This window comes from Hungatella hominis (assembly GCF_014288005.1).
GTDB classification, from domain to species: domain Bacteria; phylum Bacillota; class Clostridia; order Lachnospirales; family Lachnospiraceae; genus Hungatella; species Hungatella effluvii.
This window is the reverse complement of sequence record NZ_JACOPB010000001.1, coordinates 500,114-519,910: the sequence shown is the minus strand read 5'-3', so window position 1 is coordinate 519,910 and position 19,797 is coordinate 500,114. Positions and strand designations below refer to the sequence as shown.

Annotated in this window: 16 protein-coding genes; all 16 read right to left on the bottom strand. The window is 51.0% G+C overall.

The window, feature by feature from the left end; all coding sequences use genetic code 11:
* Positions 1–20: 20 nt before the first annotated feature.
* Positions 21–2,471: a homocysteine S-methyltransferase family protein gene (locus tag H8S75_RS02405; protein WP_187019046.1), complete on the bottom strand. Its 2,451-nt coding sequence runs from the start codon at positions 2,469–2,471 to the stop codon at positions 21–23.
* 5 nt (positions 2,472–2,476) lie between these two features.
* Positions 2,477–3,121 (bottom strand): vitamin B12 dependent-methionine synthase activation domain-containing protein, encoded by a 645-nt coding sequence (locus H8S75_RS02400; RefSeq protein WP_187019044.1) that lies wholly within the window; start codon positions 3,119–3,121, stop codon positions 2,477–2,479.
* 40 nt (positions 3,122–3,161) lie between these two features.
* Positions 3,162–4,019, bottom strand: a complete 858-nt coding sequence (gene metF / locus H8S75_RS02395) for a methylenetetrahydrofolate reductase [NAD(P)H] (protein ID WP_187019042.1) — start codon at positions 4,017–4,019, stop codon at positions 3,162–3,164.
* Positions 4,020–4,053: 34 nt separating this feature from the next.
* A complete protein-coding gene (gene hflC / locus H8S75_RS02390) occupies positions 4,054–4,926 on the bottom strand; it encodes a protease modulator HflC (protein ID WP_187019041.1) in 873 nt (290 codons plus the stop codon).
* Positions 4,923–6,044 (bottom strand): FtsH protease activity modulator HflK, encoded by a 1,122-nt coding sequence (hflK, locus tag H8S75_RS02385; RefSeq protein ID WP_187019039.1) that lies wholly within the window; start codon positions 6,042–6,044, stop codon positions 4,923–4,925. The genes hflC and hflK overlap by 4 nt, the downstream gene beginning before the upstream one ends.
* Before the next feature lie 356 nt (positions 6,045–6,400).
* A complete protein-coding gene (locus tag H8S75_RS02380) occupies positions 6,401–7,663 on the bottom strand; it encodes a hypothetical protein (protein ID WP_187019037.1) in 1,263 nt (420 codons plus the stop codon).
* A 52-nt stretch (positions 7,664–7,715) separates the two neighbouring features.
* On the bottom strand, positions 7,716–8,054 hold the full coding sequence (locus H8S75_RS02375) for a hypothetical protein (protein ID WP_055656973.1): 339 nt from the start codon (positions 8,052–8,054) through the stop codon (positions 7,716–7,718).
* Between the two features lie 119 nt (positions 8,055–8,173).
* Positions 8,174–9,463 carry a cell division protein FtsZ gene (gene ftsZ / locus H8S75_RS02370; protein ID WP_187019035.1) on the bottom strand — a complete coding sequence of 430 codons (1,290 nt, stop codon included), beginning with the start codon at positions 9,461–9,463 and terminating at the stop codon, positions 8,174–8,176.
* Positions 9,464–9,582: 119 nt separating this feature from the next.
* Positions 9,583–10,311, bottom strand: a complete 729-nt coding sequence (locus H8S75_RS02365) for a cell division protein FtsQ/DivIB (RefSeq protein ID WP_187019034.1) — start codon at positions 10,309–10,311, stop codon at positions 9,583–9,585.
* Entirely contained in the window at positions 10,308–11,558 is a 1,251-nt protein-coding gene (gene murA, locus H8S75_RS02360; RefSeq protein ID WP_187019032.1) for a UDP-N-acetylglucosamine 1-carboxyvinyltransferase, read from the bottom strand. Before murA ends, H8S75_RS02365 begins: the two co-directional genes overlap by 4 nt.
* 59 nt (positions 11,559–11,617) lie before the next feature.
* Complete coding sequence (locus H8S75_RS02355; RefSeq protein ID WP_002603397.1) at positions 11,618–12,769, bottom strand: FtsW/RodA/SpoVE family cell cycle protein; 1,152 nt, start codon at positions 12,767–12,769, stop codon at positions 11,618–11,620.
* 46 nt (positions 12,770–12,815) lie between these two features.
* Complete coding sequence (murD, locus tag H8S75_RS02350) at positions 12,816–14,162, bottom strand: UDP-N-acetylmuramoyl-L-alanine--D-glutamate ligase (RefSeq protein WP_025531125.1); 1,347 nt, start codon at positions 14,160–14,162, stop codon at positions 12,816–12,818.
* Positions 14,163–14,178: 16 nt separating this feature from the next.
* A complete protein-coding gene (gene mraY, locus H8S75_RS02345; protein ID WP_187019030.1) occupies positions 14,179–15,147 on the bottom strand; it encodes a phospho-N-acetylmuramoyl-pentapeptide-transferase in 969 nt (322 codons plus the stop codon).
* Between the two features lie 110 nt (positions 15,148–15,257).
* Positions 15,258–17,015 carry a peptidoglycan D,D-transpeptidase FtsI family protein gene (locus tag H8S75_RS02340; protein ID WP_002603394.1) on the bottom strand — a complete coding sequence of 586 codons (1,758 nt, stop codon included), beginning with the start codon at positions 17,013–17,015 and terminating at the stop codon, positions 15,258–15,260.
* A 49-nt stretch (positions 17,016–17,064) separates the two neighbouring features.
* Positions 17,065–19,323, bottom strand: coding sequence for a peptidoglycan D,D-transpeptidase FtsI family protein (locus tag H8S75_RS02335; RefSeq protein ID WP_187019028.1), 2,259 nt, complete (start codon positions 19,321–19,323; stop codon positions 17,065–17,067).
* Positions 19,301–19,786: an FtsB/FtsL family cell division protein gene (locus H8S75_RS02330; protein WP_187019027.1), complete on the bottom strand. Its 486-nt coding sequence runs from the start codon at positions 19,784–19,786 to the stop codon at positions 19,301–19,303. The genes H8S75_RS02335 and H8S75_RS02330 overlap by 23 nt, the downstream gene beginning before the upstream one ends.
* Positions 19,787–19,797 lie beyond the last annotated feature (11 nt).

Sequence of the window (19,797 nt, the reverse complement as noted above, 5' to 3'; positions counted from 1 at the left end):
ATATCGTAAAATAACTGTTTTTATAAATCCAATACTCCTTCAACCATCCCCACAAACAACTCCTCCGCATAATTCACCGACGCCATCGCATCCCTGCAATACCGGTCCGCCCCGATCGTCCTCGCGTACTCCTCCGTCAGCACAGCGCCTCCCACCATCACCTTCGTCCAGGGAGCCGCCACTCGGAGCTGTCTGATGGTCTCTTCCATACTCGGCACCGTAGTCGTCATAAGCGCGCTGAGTCCCACCAGCTTTACCTCTTTTTCAACCGCCGTCTCCACCACCAGCTCTGGAGGCACATCCTTGCCTAAATCAATCACATCATACCCATAATTCTCCAGAAGCACCTTAACGATATTCTTTCCAATATCATGGATATCCCCCTTCACCGTAGCCAGGATAATCCGCTCTTTCTTTTCCTGTTCCTTCCCCGACTTCGCCATCTGCTCCTTGATGACTTCAAAAGCCGCCTTAGCCGCCTCCGCGCTCATCAAAAGCTGCGGAAGGAACACCGTGCCCTTCTCAAATCCTTTTCCAACACGGTCTAAAGCCGGAATCATCTCATCATTGATAATAACAAGGGGCTCCGACGTCTTCAAACGCTCCGTAACCGCCTGGTGCGCGCTCTCCTTCAAGCCTCTCTCAATGCTCTCAGCAAGGGAGGCCGTCAGTGCAGTGCCGCTCCCATCCATTTTCCCGGCTCCGCTGCCCTGACGTACCGTCTGCCCCAGCGTCGCCACCTGCCCGCTGTAGACGCTTATATACTCACTGCACTGCGGATCTAAATCCGCCAGCACCCGGAAGCTGTAATACGAGCGCATCATAGCCTCAGAATTAGGATTGATAATCGCCGCGTTCAGCCCATTCTGAAGCGCCATGGTGAAAAATGCCGCATTGACGATCTCCCGCTGCGGAAGCCCAAAGGAAATGTTGGAGACACCGAGAATCGTCTTTCCTCCCAGCTCATCCCGCACCCGCCGCACCGTCTCCAGCGTGGTAATCGCGCCTTTGCTGTCGGAACTGACCGTCATGCAGAGCGCATCGATGATGATATCTTTTTTCTCTATCCCATACTCCGCCGCCTTCGCATAGATCTTTTCCGCCACCTTCAACCGTCCGTCGGCAGTCTCAGGAATCCCGTCCTCGTCCAGCGCCAGAGCGACCACTACGCCGCCGTACCGCTTCACCAACGGAAAGACCGCCTCCATCACTTCCCTCTTCCCATTGACAGAGTTAATCAGCGGCTTGCCGTTATAGACGCGCATAGCCCGCTCCATGGCCTGAATATTGGAAGTATCAATCTGAAGCGGAAGATCGATGATACTCTGCAGCTCCTGCACCACTTCCTCCATCACGGCAGCCTCGTCGATCTCCGGCAGGCCCACGTTTACGTCAAGCACGTGGGCGCCGTTGTCCTGCTGCGTCACGCCTTCGCGCAGAATATACTCCAGATTGTGATCCCGCAGCGCCTGTTTAAACTTTGACTTTCCCGTCGGGTTGATGCGCTCGCCAATAATCACAGGATTTTTGTCAATCACAACCGCCTGCGCATAAGAAGAAATGACCGTCCGGTCCTTTTTCTCCGGCATACGTGCCGGAAAATCCTTACAGAGCGCAACCGTCTTCCTGATATGCTCCGGCGTCGTCCCGCAGCAGCCGCCCACGACACAAGCTCCCATCTCCACGATCTCTCTCATGGTCTCTGCAAACTCATCCGCATCAATATCATAGACGGTCTTACCGCCTTCACTCCTCGGAAGTCCGGCGTTTGGATTAACAATCACCGGGACGGATGCTGCCTTCATGATATCCGCCAGGATCCCCTTCATCTGAATCGGACCCAGACCACAGTTGATTCCCAGAGCGTCCACGCCCAGGCCCTCCAGCAGAGCCACTGTGGATTCCACGGTTCCTCCCGTTAGAAGCTTGCCCTTGCTGTCAAAAATCATCGTAGCGAAGACAGGAAGATCACAGTTTTCCTTAGCAGCCAGAACGGCCGCCTTTACCTCATAGCTGTCGCTCATAGTTTCTATCAAAACAAGATCAGCACCCTCGCGCGCACCGATTTTAACGACGTCAGAGAACAGCCCGTACGCCTCCTCGAATCCCAAGTCACCAAGCGGCTTCAAAAGCTTTCCCGTAGGTCCGATATCAAGAGCGATAAAGCCTTTTTTTCCGGCTTTCCCGACAGCATTCTTCGCATTTTCCATGGCCGCTGTCACAATCCCGTCCAGCCCATATTCACTGGAATTGTTAAATTTCAGCCCGTTGGCACCAAAGGTATTCGTCTTGATGATGTCGGCTCCCGCCTCCAGATAATCGTAATGCAGCTTTGTCACAATCTCCGGTTGAAGGATATTCCACGTCTCCGGCAGTTCTCCCGGCTTCAGTCCATTAGCCTGCAGAAGGCTTCCCGTGCCGCCGTCGAAAAATACGATTCTCTTCCTGATTTCTTCCATTAACTCTGTCATATCCCTTATCCTCTCCTGTACGCGCAGTCTGTTTTCGAACATAATTCACAGCCCCTCACCTCACAGCGATGAGGCTTCGGGCTCACTCCCATCACCGCGGTCACGGATTTGGAAGGAGTCATCAAAAGGCTGTCTGTAAGCATAATTCCAATCCTCTTGGCCGTCTCTAAAACGGAAGTGATATCCCTCTGGCATTCCAGGGGAAAATCTCCGTATCCGGGGCTGAACCTGGGCCGCAGATAGAGCCCTTTTTTCTCAAAGGACTCTTTCAGTGCCGTATTCACCTCGTCACAGTACGATTCAATCATGGCGGTGGCCGCAGCCTGCATTGTCACTGCCTTGCTCATCTGAAGCTTCGTGTACTTACGAATCAGGGAATCCACCTCCGTCCCAAGGGTAGCGGCAAATAAAATGACCTGTTCGCAGTCCTTCAAATTACGGCTGAGGCTCCGGCTCTTCGTCCGAAACACCGTAAAATCCAGTTCTTCCTCCGGCAAAGGCACGAAAGGGTATACTCTGTATATACTTTTCGGCGACGCTGCCGCCTCCAGCTCCTCCACACATTCTTCAATCAGCTTCGAAACCTTCTCATCCGCTTCCTGTCTGCCATATCCCAGATACCTTCGAATCTCTCTCCGGTTAATTTCCATGCATATCACTCCACTTCTCACCGGGACCTGCACCAATCCATTACAGAATTTCCGACAGGTTCTCCTTTATTTTTGCCGCCACATCCGGTTTATTCATGGAATACACGTGAATCGCGTCCACTCCATTGGCAATGAGATCGATAATCTGCTCCGTAGCATAGGCGATCCCCGCCTGTTTCATGGCCGCAGGATTATCTCCGAACCGGTCCACAATCGATTTAAACCGTGACGGCAAATACGTTCCTGAGAGCTGGCAGCTGCGGATGATCTGCTTTACATTCGTCACCGGCATAATTCCCGCCACGACAGGCACCGTAATCCCTTTCTCCCGGATCCGGTACAGATAATTATATAAGATATTATTGTCAAAGAACATCTGGGTAGTCACAAAGTCACATCCGGCTTCCACCTTCTGCTTCAGATAGTCCATATCGATGGTTTTGCTGACCGATTCCACATGGCCCTCCGGATAACAGGCCGCTCCGATGCAGAAATCGCCGCAGGCCTTGATCTCCCGGATCAGCTCCGAGGCAAAACGGTAATCCGATGCCACAGGCCCTTCCTTCGGGATATCACCGCGCAGAGCAAGGACATTCTCAATTCCCGCGGCCTTTAACTCTTCCAGCACCTCGTGCACCTTTTCTCTTGTGGAGGAGACACACGTAAGGTGGGCCAGCGCCGTCACCTGGTACTCATGATGCAGGGTGGAGGCGATGTCCACCGTATACTGGCTCGTACCGCCTCCTGCTCCGTACGTCACACTCATAAAGGCCGGATTCAGCTTTGCAATCTCAGCCGCTGCCTTTTCTACGGACTCGTACTTATCTTCCGTCTTCGGAGGAAACACCTCGAAGGATAACGTGGGCTTTCCCTGCCCCAGTATGTCTTTGATCTTCATATCGTAAATCTCCTGTCTTTCGTAATATCCGCCCTTACTGCCCCATAAAAATCCGGGCGATCGGCGAATCTGCGGGCAGAATCAGCGTATTGCTGTCTCCCTTTAGAGAAGCCCGCGCCGCTTCCAGCGACCTGGTGTAGGAATAAAAATCAGCCTTCTGCGGATCGCGGTACGCCTCCGCCATAATTCTCATGTACTCGGCCTCACCATCCGCCGTAATGGCCGCCGCCTGTGCTTTCGCATCGGAAATGCTGATGGCGATTTCGCGGTCTGTTGTATTTCTGATCTTCTGAGCCTCGGCCTGGCCTTCTGCGGTATAGGTCGCTGCGATCTTGTCGCGCTCTGAAATCATACGCTCATAAACCGCCGCCTTATTATCGGCAGGCAGGTCCAGCCGCTTTGTCTCTACGGCCAGAAGCTGGATTCCGTATTCAGCCATGCTGTCGCCGACGTTTGTCATAATGGCCTGGGACAGTTCTCCATCCCGGCCGCTGATTACCTCATTCTGGCTCATGCTGCTGATCACATTTTTAACGGAGTTATAAACCACTGTATCGATTCTCCCCTCCGCGTTCGCTACGGAAGAATTCAGCGTCTGCGCAAATTTGAGCGGATCCGTAATGCGCCACAGCACATAACTGTCGCTTAACATGGTCTTCTTATCCATGGTAATCACGTCAGACGCCGCCAGATCGTACAAGAGGATCTGCTTCGGCAGCGTGTCCGCTGTCTGAATAAATGGAAGCTTCAGTGTAACTCCCGCGGTATCAATGATCCGCTCCACCCGGCCGAACTGCCGGATCAGCTTATACTCATTTTCATTCGTTACTACAACTGAACCTAATAATACTATAATGACGGCCAGTCCTGCAATAGTTACTGTCACTTTTTTCAATGTTTTTTTCATTCTGCTGCCTCCTCTGCCCCATGATCTGTCTGGCTTCCCGTGCTCTGAGTTCCCGAACCGCCCTGCTTCATGCCGCTTTTTCCATCATTTCCTGTACGTTCTCCTGCACTGTTTCCCAGTGAATTCTGTCCCGTCGCGTTATTTCCCGCACTCTGGGACGCTGCAGCTCCTGCTGTGCCCGTAAAGCTGTCTAAAGGCAGGATCGTATCCGTCTTGCCGGTACCGTCGATGATCACCTTCATTCCCGGCAGCACATCCTCCATAGCCTCATAGAACATGCGCTTTCTTGTCACTTCCGGATTTTTGCTGTATTCCTCGTACATGGCGTTGAACTTCGCCACCTCCGCGTTAGCCTCGTTGACTCGCTGCACCTTTGAGGACTCTGCCTCCTGCAAAATCTTATCCGTCTGCGCCGTAGCCTCCGGAAGCTTTTCATTGCGGTACTTGTTTGCATTATTAATCGCTGTTTCCTTGCCCTGTTTGGCGGTCTCCACGGCTTTAAACGCCTCCATCACCTCCGCTGTCGGCGGTTCGGAATCCTGGATTGTGACGTTCACCACGGAAAGTCCCACATCATGCTGTTCCAGCTTATTCATAATCATCTCTTTCACCCTGGACTGTATCTCATTTTTTCCGGTCGTCAGCACCGAATCCACATCGTAGCTTCCGATAACGGTACGGATACAGCTTCTGCTGATATTCTGCAAAATGGTGAATGGGTCCTGAGACGCATACACGGCCTTCACCGGATCCACTACCTTATATTCCACGAAGAAGTCCACATTTACAAAATTGTAATCACTGGTAATCATCAGAGAGTCCGCTTCCTCCGACTGGTTATCCGATGGATCGTAACCGATAGCCACGCCCTGTATGGTGGTATTCACCTTCTGTACCCGCTGAATAAACGGAATCTTAAAATGCAGCCCGGGCTCCGCGACCGTCTTCGCCGATCCGAGGGTTGTAAGCACCGCCTGCTCCTGTTCCTGAATGTTATAAACAGAGCCAATCCCTATGACAGGAATCGCTATCACCAAGACCGCTATCACTCCTGATTTCTTGAGCAGACCTGTAATCTTATTCAACTTTGGTTTCTTGCTGGGATCAAATGTTTCCATATTTTCTCCGCCTTTCTTTCTGTCGTTTTTCTGGTTTCTCTCGTAAAGGGCACGGAAAACGCGGCCGCGTTTCCTTTATGCAGACTATGAAGTCCCATAAAGCAAGCTTTCCTATGTAATAAAAAAAGACCTTTACTGACAGCCATCTGGTTATCAATAAAAGTCTTGCACATTTCATAAGTATGCGGATAAAGGTTCCTTTATCGTTCTGACGCAATCTTATCCAGCCCCGGGGCTGGAAGCTACTCCCTCTTACGATTGATGATACTATATCACAATCCGGTTACATTGTCAAGAAAATATCATATCATTCCTGACACCATATCTTCCCAAGTTACAGCTCCGATCCCCCTTACCTACAACTCTGAACCCAACTCAGGATCGTTATACGATGCATAGACATAAAGGGCTTCATCCCCCTCATATCTGTAAATTTCGATGACAAACAGCCCTTCATAGATATAGCTGCTCTGCTCCTGCTTTACAATATCTCTGGCTTCCTCCATAATCTCATCGGACTTCCGGTCTTCCGCCGCAATTCCGCTGCTCTCCTCTGTCGCAGTCAGAAAACGCTCCAGAAAGGCCAGTGAGGCTTCGTTGCTGTAAAGTCTGGATATATATTCATGAAGTTCATTGGTCGCAGTGTCATAGTTCACATCGATATACTGGTCTGTGTATTCGTCGTCCCGCGTTTCACTCAGGTTATCCTCCAGATAGAGGCTTCTAATGCTTTCAAAATAAGACGTATCGTAATATAAGTAATTATCCGTATAGAGTTCGTCGGAATCAAGTTTATAGCCAAAGTCAGAACTCTCGACAGCAGCCAGCAGCTGCTCACTCACATAAACGCCATCCGCCGGAAAATGGTAGTAAGCCATACACGGTTCGCCCGCTTCTATCACGTCCTCATCATCCAGCTCCGTAAAATCAGATTCATAATCATAGTTATATGCCTCCGTCGTCTCCGCAGCTCCTTTGAGATAATCACTTAAGTAGCCTTCCAAGTTTGTAAAGGCAACCATGGCAATGGTGACAAGACCGACTGCAGCCATAATCAGCACAGTTTTTCCTGCGTTGCTTTTCTTCCCCTCCGGCTTCATACTTCCGGTTCCTGTCGGGCGGCTTCCCGCTCCATAACCGCCTGTGGCTGTACGGTACGCCCCGGAACCTTCTGCCGGTTTCCCGTATGATCCGCTTATACTGCCCGTTCCTGCCTGCTCTGATGTTCTTGTCTGTCCCTGCTTCGACGCCGTTCCTGGCGTCCGTCCTCCACCGGAAGCTGCTGCGCCCGAAAAAGGCCTCTGAACAGGCTTATTGGGAGCTGTACCGCCTTGAACCGGACCACCTTGAACCGGGCGCCCCTGGGCCGGACGGCCTTGAACCGGACGGCCAGCCGAACTGCCATAAGCCGTTCTGGCAGGATTACCACTTTCCTCGTGGTGATCCGCCTCCAGATATGGATTATGGAAGCCGCACTCCGTCTCATACTCCGGATGTCTCTCATTGAGATAGTAATCCACGTTCTGCGTATAGGGATTCCTGATCACCCTTCTGCAGCGCGGACAGTAATTCCCCGCGTTTACAGGAAGGTCACAGACCGGGCACATCTTCTTCATCATCGCACTTTCCCCCTCTTTCTCCGTCGTATTATAAAACTCACACAAAGCGATACTATCCAAGCACGAGATGAGCCACCGCGATCTCATCGTCCTCGCGGAAGCCCTGCGCGCAGACCAGGATATTGTATACATACTGACTATCCAGCCCTGTCATTTCCGAAATCTTCTCGATGTTGTTTCCCTGCAAAGTCAGCTCCATCACACGGTGCACATCCTCCGCCGTCTTCTTTAAGAGCTCGTCGTGATTGGACTGAAGCTTCATCCCATCCGTCTGCAAATCCTCTTCGGTAATAAAATCTTCCAGGGACAGCTCTTTCTCCCCTTCCCCGCTCTTATAATACTCTTCCGACATCTCCCAGTCTTCACCCTGGTTTTTCTTTTCTTCCGACATAAAGTATCTCCTCCGTTTAAAACAAGGGGTGCTGCAGGTAGTCCTAGCGCTTTGCTAAGGCCATCTGCAGCACCCCCCATTTTTTAATCCTGTGTTACGACGCGGCGCAGCACAGCATCTTATCTCTTGTTCTTTAAGAAATCCGGAATATTGATCTGAACTTCTCTGTTTACGGTTGGTCTGTAAGGCTGTCCGGCACCCTGGGAAGCACCTGGTGCACCGGCCTGTCCGCCATAATTTGGCTTGTTGTAGTTTGGATTGTATCCCTGGTTTCCATAGTTTGGATTGCCGTAGTTCGGGTTATAATTCGGATTGTAAGCAGGCGCGGTTGCCGCAGCTTCCTGATTCGGGTTAGGATTCTGGTTCTGCGCCGGCTGTGCTGTCGGTTTCTGCGGTCTCGTATAGCCGGTTGCACTGCCGCCGAAGCTTGTCATGACCTTGCCGACAGGAGTCTCATTCCCCATATCGAGGCCGGTGGCAATAACAGTAATGCTGGCTTCATCCTGAGCAGTCTCGTCATACATGGCGCCGAAGATGATGTTGGCTTCGTCTCCTGCCATCTCCTGAACGTAGCTGGCCGCTTCGTTGGCCTCGATCAGGCTGATATCGCCGGAAATATTGATGATAACGTGGGAGGCACCCTCGATAGTGGTTTCCAGCAGCGGACTGGATACGGCCTGCTTCACAGCATCGAGAGCCTTCTCGTCGCCCTTTGCCTTGCCTATACCGATATGTGCGATGCCCTTGTCCGTCATGACGGTCTGAACATCGGCGAAATCCAGGTTAATCAGACCTGGAACGTTGATTAAGTCTGTAATGCCCTGTACTGCCTGCTGAAGGACTTCATCCGCCTTCTTTAACGCATCCGGCATGGTGGTACGCCTGTCCACAATCTCAAGCAGACGGTCGTTGGGAATCACAATTAAGGTATCAACGCTCTCTTTTAAGCGCTCGATACCTGCGATCGCATTCGACATACGTGTCTTTGCCTCAAAGCGGAACGGCTTTGTGACAACACCGACTGTCAGAATCCCCATATCTTTTGCAATCTTGGCAACAACGGGAGCCGCACCGGTTCCTGTTCCGCCGCCCATACCACAGGTAACGAACACCATGTCCGCGCCCTTCATGGCCTGAGCCAGTTCCTCAGAACTCTCCTCGGCAGCCTTCTCTCCGATCTCAGGCTTAGCGCCTGCTCCGAGTCCCTTTGTCAGTTTCTCTCCGATCTGCATAGCCGTAGGGGCCTTGCAAAACTGAAGTGCCTGCTTGTCTGTATTAATTCCGATGAATTCTACACCGGCGATACTCTCATCAATCATACGGTTTACTGCGTTGTTTCCGGCACCGCCCACACCGATTACCAGAATTCTTGCAGCATTATCCGCCTCATTTATCTTAATCTCTAACAAGATTATATCCTCCTTTAACCATAAACAGCTTACTCTATAGACCTATCTAATATAATATTTGATTTTACCGAAAATATCAACCACTTTTTCAACAAAATTATAAGTTCTGAATGGAAATTTTATTTATTTTTTACAAACCGGTACGATGTGGCCGTCTCAGCCTCGTCATATGTATCGAGATACAGAGTCCCAGCAAGGCCGGTCAGCACGGGAAGCTGATCTTTCAGCTCGGAAATCTTGCCGTTCATCTGGTCGTTGCTTCCGAGATAAACGGTGATGTCCCCCAGGATTAAACTGGCGTTGCCGTGAGTATCGTACTGGATCCTGTCCACCGTAATCTCATGCGTCGACAATAGCTGCGTCAGATTCAGGATCTCATCGAAGATCCTGGTGTTTTCCACGGGAAGGGGCTGATGCAGGGCGATATGCCCGAACTTCAGTCCTGTTACCCATGGAATTCCCGGGAGCTTATTGCTGGAGCTCTCCACGATGATACCATCCTTGTCGAAATACATATAACTTCCCATATAGGAGACGTATCCGACCACGCTTTTCTCGTAAACGATGATTTCCACCCTCGTCGGACTCTGGAATACGATTTTATAGTCTTCTACAAACGGAATCTGTTCATGTTCCTTAAAATGATCTTTGTAAAAGCAGTAAATCGTATTCCGGTCCCACTTATCCTGAAACAGCAGACCGCGCAGTTCATCGGCGGTATACTGTTTATTCCCCGTTACTGTAATCTCTGTAATCCGGATGGACATTAAGATTACCGCCAGTAAGACGATAACCGCCGCCACAATTCCGATTACGATTCTTCGTTTGCTTTTTTCTGGTCTTATCATTCCATTCCTCTAATCACAGCGCCAAGGCTCTTTAAGTCCCGGCAGATATCTTCATACCCCCGCTCGATGTGGCTGCAGTCTGTAATCTGTGTCACACCACGGGAGGCCAGACCCGCGACCACCAGTGCGGCGCCGCCGCGTAAATCCCTGGCCCTCACGACTGCGCCCGTTAAAGGGTACAGCCCGCGGATCTCTGCCCTGTTATCCTCTATTATAATATCTGCGCCAAGTTTCTGCAATTCTTTTACAGTGCCAAATCTTCCCTCAAATACAGTTTCTTCCATACGGCCGGTTCCCTCAGCGGCGGCCATCACCGCCATCATTGGCGACTGTAAATCCGTCGGAAACTGCGGATAAGGACCCGTCACAACCGAATACTCTGCCGGGCGCCCTGTCATGGTCACGGAAATTCGGTCGTCATACCTCTGTATGGCGGCTCCCATCTCCTCCGCACAGCGCAGCACCGCCTCCATATGGGATGGCCGGATTCCCGTCAGGGTCACACAGCCCTCCGCGGCCATGGCCGCACAAAGATAAGTGCCGGCCACAATCCTGTCGCCGGTTACGGTAAATATGGAATCATGCAGGCTAAGTACCCCTTCAATAACCAGTGTTGAACTTCCCACCCCGTGGATCCTGGCTCCCATGCCGATTAAAAACAGGCACAGTTCTTCGATCTCGGGCTCCCTGGCAGCGCCGTGAATCACTGTCACGCCATCCGCCAGAACGGCGGCCATGAGGGCATTCTCGGTCGCTCCCACGCTGGGAAACGGGAAGTAGATATCGGCTCCCGTCAGTTCATTGGCAGTGACTAAAAGCTCCTCTCCATCCTCTTCTACCCGGGCCCCCAGCGCGTCAAGCGCCGTCAAATGCAGGTCAATGGGTCTTTCCCCGATAGAGCAGCCGCCGGGAAAACTGGTAACGGCTCTCTTCATCCGTCCTAACAGCGGCCCTGAAACAATGATCGAGGAGCGCATACTCTTCACAAACTCTTTCGGTATTTCCGTCTCTGTAACTACGGATGCATCAATCTTCAGCCGGTTTCCTTCCAAACGGCATTTACAGCCGATACTGTCAAGTATCCCCAGCATACAGAACACATCCTGTATCCTGGGGACATTTTCTATCACTGTCGTGCCTTTATGAAGAATTGCCGCCGCCATCATAGGCAGAACGGCATTCTTGGAACCCTGGATCTTTATCTCACCTTCTAAGGGCGTAAGCCCCTGGACTTCTATGACCGACAATCCGATACCTCCCGTGGCTTCTTATATACTATCCTATGTAAAAAGCGGGAAAAAGGTTATCATTTTTCCAGACGTATCTGATTGGAAACGCTCAAAACCATGCCCATTTCCATCATCAGGAACAAAACCGACGTACCTCCATAGCTGATAAAGGGAAGCGTGATTCCGGTGTTGGGAATGGTGTTGGTAACTACGGCGATATTTAAGATAACCTGGATCGCAATGTGCCCCATGACACCTACGACCAGCAGGGCACCGAATAAATCCGGCGCGTTGTCTGCAATCAGCATAAAACGGTAGATCATGAACAAAAAAATCAGGATCACCGACACGGCTCCGAAGAGCCCCAATTCCTCACAGATGATGGAGAAAATCATATCATTCTGCGCCTCGGGTACGAATCCCATCTTCTGGATACTCTCCCCTAAGCCTCTTCCCACCAGTCCGCCGGAACCGATGGCGTATAACCCCTGAAGCACCTGATAGCCGCCGGTGGACGGGTATTTCTCCGGCTCCAGCCAGACGAAGATACGGCTTAACTGATACTCCTTTAAAAGACCGATCTTCTCCAGGGCGGTTGCAATGGGACCGGCAAACGCCAGCACCCCCACGCCCGCGAATCCGCAGGCAAAAAACGGCCATTTTTTCTTACATGCCACAAACAGCATGACAAACGCGATTCCTGCAATGATAATACCGGAACTTAAGTTGTTGGCTGCTACAATTCCGGCGATAGGCAGCGTGGTGACAATCACCAGCAGCACGCCTCTCTTTTCGTTGATATTTTTGCCCATCTGTACGATCATGGATGCCAGCATGACGATCAGGGCGATCTTTACAAACTCTGTTGGCTGAATGGAGGCACCGCCCACTCCGAGCCAGCGCTTCTTACCGTTTCTCTCGATACCGAACAGTGCAGTGGCAATCATCAGCACATAGGAAAGGACGTAGGCCAGAACGGCAAATCTTGCGTACCAGTGGTAATCCATCTTAGAGATAATCAGCATAATGACAAAGCCGGCCAGTGCAATCTTCGCCTGTCTCATCATAAAATAGGCCGCATCATCATACTTTATCTGGGCAGCGTAGGAGCTGGAACTGTATATCATAACCAGACCGAACACGGTCAAAAATATCACCGTAAACAGCAGGCTGTAATCATAAAAACGGCGCGGTTTGTTTTTCTTTTTGTTAGGCCTGTTTTCCGCCATCTCATTCCTCCTCGCCAAAACTTTAGTGAGCGATAGCCGCATCCTGTTACAGACTGCGCACGCACTCCTTGAAAACATCACCCCGTTCCTCGTAATTGTTAAACATCCCCCAGCTGGCGCAGGCGGGTGACAACAACACGTATTCTCCGGCATTCGCATAGGATGCGCAAACTCTGACCGCCTCCTGCATGTCTTCCGCATACATGACATTGGTGAAGCCGTGTCTTGCGGCACATTCGGCGATTTTTTCTCTCGTCTGGCCTAAAAGGACCATGTATCTCACCTTTTTGCCGAAGGATCTGATCCATTCGTCATACTCGGAATTCTTATCGTACCCTCCCGCGATTAAGATTGTGGGGCCAGGCATGGCATTAACCGCCTGGATCGCCGCGTCGGGATTCGTTCCCTTGGAATCGTTATAGTACTTCACCCCCGCCTTCTCTGCCACGAACTCGATCCGGTGTTCCACCGCCTTAAAGTCCCTGATCACGCTCTGTATCGTCTCAAGCGGCACTCCCAGTTCCATGGTTATGGCAGCTGCCGCCATGACGTTTTCGTGGTTGTGGCGGCCCAGCAGATTCATGTCATGGATATTTATGATCTCCATGCGCACGCCGTCGTGGTTCCTTACAATCATATCGCCATCCAGGCAGATGCCCTCAGAGAGAAGCTCCCTGCTGCTGAAATAGATGACGCGCGGGGTCACAGTCTCTCCGAATCGCCGCAGAACCGGATCGTCGTAATTGAGGATGCAGGCATCCTCCTTCGTCTGATTCTTTGCAATCCCTTTCTTTACATCTATGTAGCAGTCCATCGTCTTATGGCGATTTAAATGGTCCGGCGTAATATTCAGGATCGCGCTCACGTCGGGTTTAAAATCTGTGATGGTCTCCAGCTGAAAGCTGCTGATCTCCGCGACCGTATAAGACTGGTCTGTCGTGCGGAGCGCGGTGGACGTATACGGTGTTCCGATATTTCCTACTACAAACACCTCTTTATAGTACGCGCTCATGATCTCCCCGACCAGAGAGGTCGTCGTCGTCTTTCCGTTTGTCCCCGTTATGGCTGCCAGCTTTCCCCTGGCATAATGGTACGCAAGCTGGATCTCACTCCAGATCGGGACCTCGCAGGCCTTCAGCACCTCGACAAACGGGGCATCAAGCGGGATACCGGGACTGATAACGCAGAGCTCCACGTCCTTTAACGCCTCCTTCGTCAGCTCTCCAAGGAGCACTTCAATTGTCTCGTCCTCTTTAAACTGTCCCCGGACCGCCTCCGCGTCAAGCGCCTCATTGCTGTCGTAGAGAATCACTTCGTGTTCTGTATCGAGTGCCATTCTGGAAGCGGCAATTCCACTCTTTCCGCTCCCTGCAACTAATATTTTCTGACTCATAGGTTACTCTCCTTCTTTACAGTCCAAGGTATGCCAGCAGGCAGAGAATCGCCGTCACAATAGAGAAAACGGCAACAACCCTGGTCTCGGACCAGCCGCACATCTCAAAATGGTGATGGATCGGCGCCATCTTAAAGAATCTCTTTCCGCCTGTTTTTCTAAAATACGTAATTTGTATAATATCTGACAGAACTTCCACCAGATAAATAAATCCAATGATCGCGATAAAGATCGGCATCTGCATCATATAGGCGCTGGACGCCACGAAACCGCCAAGCGCCAGGGAACCGGTGTCTCCCATAAACACTCTGGCCGGGTAGACGTTAAACAGCAGGAAGCCCAGCAGGCTGCCTACGACCGCGCCTGTGATCGGGCTGATCCCCATCTTCTCTCCCAGGGCCACCACGGTTAAGAAGGTGGCCACCAGGATAGTCACGCTGGTGCAGAGTCCATCGAGTCCATCGGTGAAGTTCACACCGTTGTCGGTTCCCAGCACAACAAAGAACAGAAACGGCACGAAGAATATACCAAGATCGATATAGAGGCCATTTTCGAAGCCTCCGGTAAATGGAATCAGCATGCTCGTTCCCACTGCCCTGGAATTGAGAAGGTAGTATGCAAAGACGCCCGTAATGATAAACTGTCCGATTATCTTCTGTAAAGGCTTAAGCCCTTCGGAGCGTTTCATGACGATCTTAATATAATCATCCAGAAAACCTACGATACCAAAACCAACGGTCATGAACAGAATCGGTATGATCTTCGGATAATCCTTCACGTAGAACAGAGAAGTAATGATAATGCTGGTCAATATGATCAGACCGCCCATAGTGGGAGTGCCCTGCTTTTTCAAATGGCTTTCCGGTCCCTCTTCCCGGACCTGCTGACCAAATTTTAATCTGTGGAGAAATGGTATTACTATAGGGCACAGTATCGCGCTTATGGCAAACGCTATGATAATCGCCAGTATCGTCTCGTTAATCATGTCACACCTCAATATTTTATGTATTCGTACTTTCGACAGCGGTTAATCCCCCTCGCTTTGCTCGGCGGAATGTAGCACAGTTAGTAGTATACGTCTTTTTTCCTGAATAATCAACTATAGAATCGAAACGAGGAAACAGTTTTTTCCTCTGTTGCTTCAATTCCCAGATAAGGCAGAATATTCTTAAAAATATCAGCAATGACAGGCGCCGCGATGGTTCCGCCGTAGTAGATTCCCTGCGGTTCATCGATGGTAATCAGGGCAATTACGGATGGATTATCCGCCGGTGCAAAGCCGATAAAAGACGAAATGTACTTCTTTAAGCTCCTCGGAAGTTTTTCCGAAGTGGCCGTTTTTCCGCCGATGCGGTATCCCTCCAGATACGCCTTTTTTCCGCTGCCCTCGGAGACGACCTTTTCCAGAATATAGCGCATGGTTTCGCTCGTTTCCGCAGAGACGATCCCTTCCTTCACCGGATAGGTAAAGTTGTGAATCACCTCGCCGTCGGCGCTGACGGCACCCACACCAAAGTGGGGCGTCACCCGATTGCCGCCGTTTACAATGGCTGAAGCCGTGGTAATCAGCTGCATGGGAGTAATCTGGAAGGACTGGCCGAAGGAGACTGTGGCCAGCTCCACCAGCCCCATATTCTCTTTCTTATGCATAATGGTGGCGGCCTCGCCGGGCAGATCGATCCCCGTCTTTCCCTTCAGTCCAAACTGTTCAAAATACTTGTAGTAATTATCCACTCCCAGGCGCTGGCCTACATCAATCAGAACCGGGTTGCAGGAGTTCATCATTCCCTGCAGAAATGTCTCGGAACCATGCCCCCCCACCTTGTGACACCGGATCTTCCTGTCCTCCACGATCCGGAATCCGGGACAGGAGAAATGGTCTTCCAGATTCACCACTCCCGCTTCCAGCCCCGCGGCGGCCGTCACGATCTTAAACGTGGAGCCAGGCTCGTAAGTATCGTTGATGCAGGGATTACGCCACATCTGGTTCAACAGCTCCTGCTTCTCCTTGGCACTCACATCTCCCGGGTCCTCCGGAAGCGTGAACGGGTCGTTTAGGTTGAATTCCGGAGCGCTTACCATAGCCATGATCTCTCCGTTCTGCGGGTTCATGACAATGATGGAGACCCGCTTCGCGCCTTTCTTCTCCATCACCTGGTACGCCGCCTGCTCGCAGTACTTCTGGATATTTACGTCCAGACTCACATGCAGATCCTGCCCGGCGATGGGCTCGATCCGGTCCTCAGCCGCATTTTCAATCTCAATACCCGCCGCGTCAGACATGGTCAGAATCTTCCCGTTCATCCCCTTTAAGTAATCCTCGTACTTGACCTCCAGACCTATGATTCCCTGGTTATCCCCTCCTGTAAATCCCAGCACCTTGGATGCCAGGCTGTCGTAGGGATAATACCGTTTGTAGTCCTCATCCACCTTCACCCCGGCCAGATGGTACGTCCTGATCTGGTCCCCCAGGGCTTTGTCCACATTGGTCTTAATAATCTCCCTGGAACTGTATTTTTCTACCTTTTTTCTGACAGAATCTTCCTCGATTCCCAATTCTTTGCTTAAAACTGCCACCACCTGATCCGGTTCCTCTATCTGATTGTGGATGACCGAAATGGTACAGACGGTCCTGTTGGTGGCGATGACGGTTCCATTAGCATCAACGATATTGCCTCTGGCCGCTTTGATCGTTCTCTCTCTTTCATGCAAGTCCTCCGCCATGGCACTGTAATGGGCGGATCTGAAAATCATAAGAAAAAACAGCCGCCCCATTAGTCCTGTCATGGCAAGAAATAACAGGAAAAACAGGATGGCTATCTTCTCTCTGTGATGTGTTTTATTAGAATTCATACGCTGCTCCACCGTCATCATTGTTACAGTATATGAAATTCCTGCGCTTTTATTCTTCCTTTGTCTCCGTTTCGGAAGCTTCTGTGGACGAGGAGGCGGTCGTCGGGATCCGTGCCGGATTCGTCTGTCCAGGCAGCGCGCCCGGCAGACCGTAGCCTTCCTCCTCGCTCGGACCGATTACCGCTTCTTCCGAAGGATCGAGAGCCTCCGGCGGAATTGTCTCTCCATTTTCCAGTGTCCCCACTGCCGTGCTTTCTTCTGTTCCTTCTTCCGTGGAACCCTCTGTGGAACTGCTGATCCCCTCCTCTGAAGGCAGTTCTGCCTGTCCGCCTTCCGGAAGTGACGGCGTGATATCTGTATCCGGGAATATATTTAAATAAGGAAGAATCTCAGTCATAATTTTCTGAAAGATTCCGCTGGCATACGTGCTGTGAGCCTGTTCCTCTACGTGCGGCTCGTCCACTACCACATATACGAGAACCTGTGGATTATCGGCGGGCGCATAGCCACAGAAGGATACGACGTAGTTTTTCTTGTCACGTCCGACCTTCTCGGCCGTTCCTGTTTTACCCGCGATTTTATAACCCTCTACCTTAGCGGCAGATCCGGTACCGCCCTGGGCGTTTACCGTCTTATAGAGCGCTTCGTTGATAAACTTCGTGGTAGATTCCGAAACAGTCTCGCGGACCAGAACCGGATCCATCTTCTTCACAATAGATCCCTGCTCGTTTAATATCTGTTTCACCACATGGGGCTCGTAGTAGGAGCCGCCGTTTATGACGGAACAGTACGCCGCCGCCATCTGGATCATGGAACAGTTAAAGTTCTGGCCGAAGGCATTGGTTGCGAGGGAAGCCGGATCGGCTGTCTCCGCGTTGTACATAAGCGTCTTGTTGTCCGCCTCGCCAGGAAGATCGATTCCGGTTTTGGAACCGAAGCCAAACTGCTGCTGGTATTTATAGAATTTCTGTTTTCCTACTTTCTGGGCAATGTGCATCATAACGACGTTACACGATTTCATAAGGCCCTGCTCCACCGTCAGATCGCCGTGACCGTACCGGTTTACACAACTGATCGGCCATCCGCCGATCTCCAGCTTTCCGTTACACGTATACGTCTCATTACCTGTGATGGAGCCTTCCTCCAGGCCCGCCGCCACGGTGAATATCTTGGCGGTAGAACCAGGTTCGAAGCCGTCGCTGATGCAGAAATTACGCCATGTCTGATTCCACGCCACCTGTTTTCCGAAGGACATGATCTCATCATTGGAATAGTGGGCATAAACGTTGGCCTCCGTCAGAGGCTCCGCGTCCTTATTCTTTCTGTGGTAATCGTCTATGGCTTCCTGAATGCCAAGCTGCTTCACCACATCATCGGTGTACTCCGGGCGGAGCTGCCTCGGATTGTTTAAATCAAAGGTCTTATCATTGGCCATGGCCAGGACCTCGCCATTATTGGGATCCATGACGATGACGCCCACCCGCTTGCTTCCGACCTCCTGCTCCCACTCCGTGATATATTTCTCAACGATCTTCTGAACGTTTGTATCGATGGTGGATACGACCGTATTGCCGTTGGATGCCGGCTTGATCACACGCTCCAGGTTGGAGTCGTCATTTAAATAGCCGTACTCCCTGCCGTTGGTTCCCATCAGCGTGGAATTATAGTACTGCTCAATGCCGCCGCTTCCATCCATGCCGTCGTCTCTGGCAAAGCCGATCACATTGCAGCCCACGGAGTTATACGGGTAAATTCTCTTATACTCATCCTCAAACCAGATGCCGCGGATGCCCTTTCCCTCTCCAGCCTTCTTAAACTCTTCCCGTTTTTCTTCCTTATATTTCTCGAAGTTTTCTTTCTGGTCGTAAGTCAGCTGCTTGGCGTAGCGGATATAGTACTTGTCCTTTTTCTCGTTGATCAGATTCATCATCTCCGTCCGGTCATAACCGAAGCAGTCTACCAGAGCGTTCACTGATGCCTCTAAGTAGGCGTTGGAATCCGACATAATCTGCTTGGGATCCAGGATCAGATTATACACTTTTTCACTCGTCGCCAGATACGTTCCGTTGCGGTCCAGAATATCGCCCCGCCGGAATGGTATGGTACGGCTGTCGTACTCCTGCTGCGACAGCACAATCTGATTAAAATCGTCCTTTTTATTGGTCATTAAATCGTACAGGACCATAACCAATGCAAACAAAGCCAGCGTAACTACCAGGACGGTAATCGCCAGCTTTTCCTGCATATATCTTGGAAATATCTTGGTTTTTCTATTTTTCTGCCTGTTAGTGTTTCGGGATGTCTTCATTCTGCCTTACATACTCACTTTCCGTCTTATCATACTGAAGAATCTGATTCTTATTAGCGTAGACCATGCCAAGTTCCTCTGTAGCAACCTTGTACACATGATCCAAATCAACGGAAGTATTAATATTCGTCTGCAGGGCATCGTTTTCAGTCTTTAACATCTCCAGCTCCGACTCCAGGCTCTCGATCGTATGAATTCTCGTCGTGATGGAAGACTGAAGATGGAGATAATTTACACATAAACAGAGCGTACAGACTGCTGCGATGGTCAGCATAATAACATAAGGCAAATCCATCTGTAAGGCTTTTTCACGATTCCGTCTGACTCTGTGGTTCACTGCCGGACGGCGTACTTCATCTGGTGAACGTCTTACCGGTACGCGTGCAGGTTCCAGCTTACGGACAGTATTCCCCTGTACGTAGGCAGCACTACGGTAAGAATGCACATTCTTTCTAGCAGCCATGCTCTTTTCCT

Excerpts from the sequence above, each read along its gene's own strand:
- hflK (WP_187019039.1), bottom strand. The coding sequence starts at position 6,044 with ATGGAAACATTTGATCCCAGCAAGAAACCAAAGTTGAATAAGATTACA.
- murD (WP_025531125.1), bottom strand. The coding sequence starts at position 14,162 with ATGAGTCAGAAAATATTAGTTGCAGGGAGCGGAAAGAGTGGAATTGCC.
- metF (WP_187019042.1), bottom strand. The coding sequence starts at position 4,019 with ATGAAGATCAAAGACATACTGGGGCAGGGAAAGCCCACGTTATCCTTC.
- H8S75_RS02405 (WP_187019046.1), bottom strand. The coding sequence starts at position 2,471 with ATGACAGAGTTAATGGAAGAAATCAGGAAGAGAATCGTATTTTTCGAC.
- mraY (WP_187019030.1), bottom strand. The coding sequence starts at position 15,147 with ATGATTAACGAGACGATACTGGCGATTATCATAGCGTTTGCCATAAGC.
- hflC (WP_187019041.1), bottom strand. The coding sequence starts at position 4,926 with ATGAAAAAAACATTGAAAAAAGTGACAGTAACTATTGCAGGACTGGCC.
- H8S75_RS02340 (WP_002603394.1), bottom strand. The coding sequence starts at position 17,015 with ATGAATTCTAATAAAACACATCACAGAGAGAAGATAGCCATCCTGTTT.
- H8S75_RS02335 (WP_187019028.1), bottom strand. The coding sequence starts at position 19,323 with ATGAAGACATCCCGAAACACTAACAGGCAGAAAAATAGAAAAACCAAG.
- H8S75_RS02375 (WP_055656973.1), bottom strand. The coding sequence starts at position 8,054 with ATGTCGGAAGAAAAGAAAAACCAGGGTGAAGACTGGGAGATGTCGGAA.
- H8S75_RS02380 (WP_187019037.1), bottom strand. The coding sequence starts at position 7,663 with ATGATGAAGAAGATGTGCCCGGTCTGTGACCTTCCTGTAAACGCGGGG.
- H8S75_RS02365 (WP_187019034.1), bottom strand. The coding sequence starts at position 10,311 with ATGATAAGACCAGAAAAAAGCAAACGAAGAATCGTAATCGGAATTGTG.
- H8S75_RS02330 (WP_187019027.1), bottom strand. The coding sequence starts at position 19,786 with ATGGCTGCTAGAAAGAATGTGCATTCTTACCGTAGTGCTGCCTACGTA.
- H8S75_RS02355 (WP_002603397.1), bottom strand. The coding sequence starts at position 12,769 with ATGGCGGAAAACAGGCCTAACAAAAAGAAAAACAAACCGCGCCGTTTT.
- H8S75_RS02400 (WP_187019044.1), bottom strand. The coding sequence starts at position 3,121 with ATGGAAATTAACCGGAGAGAGATTCGAAGGTATCTGGGATATGGCAGA.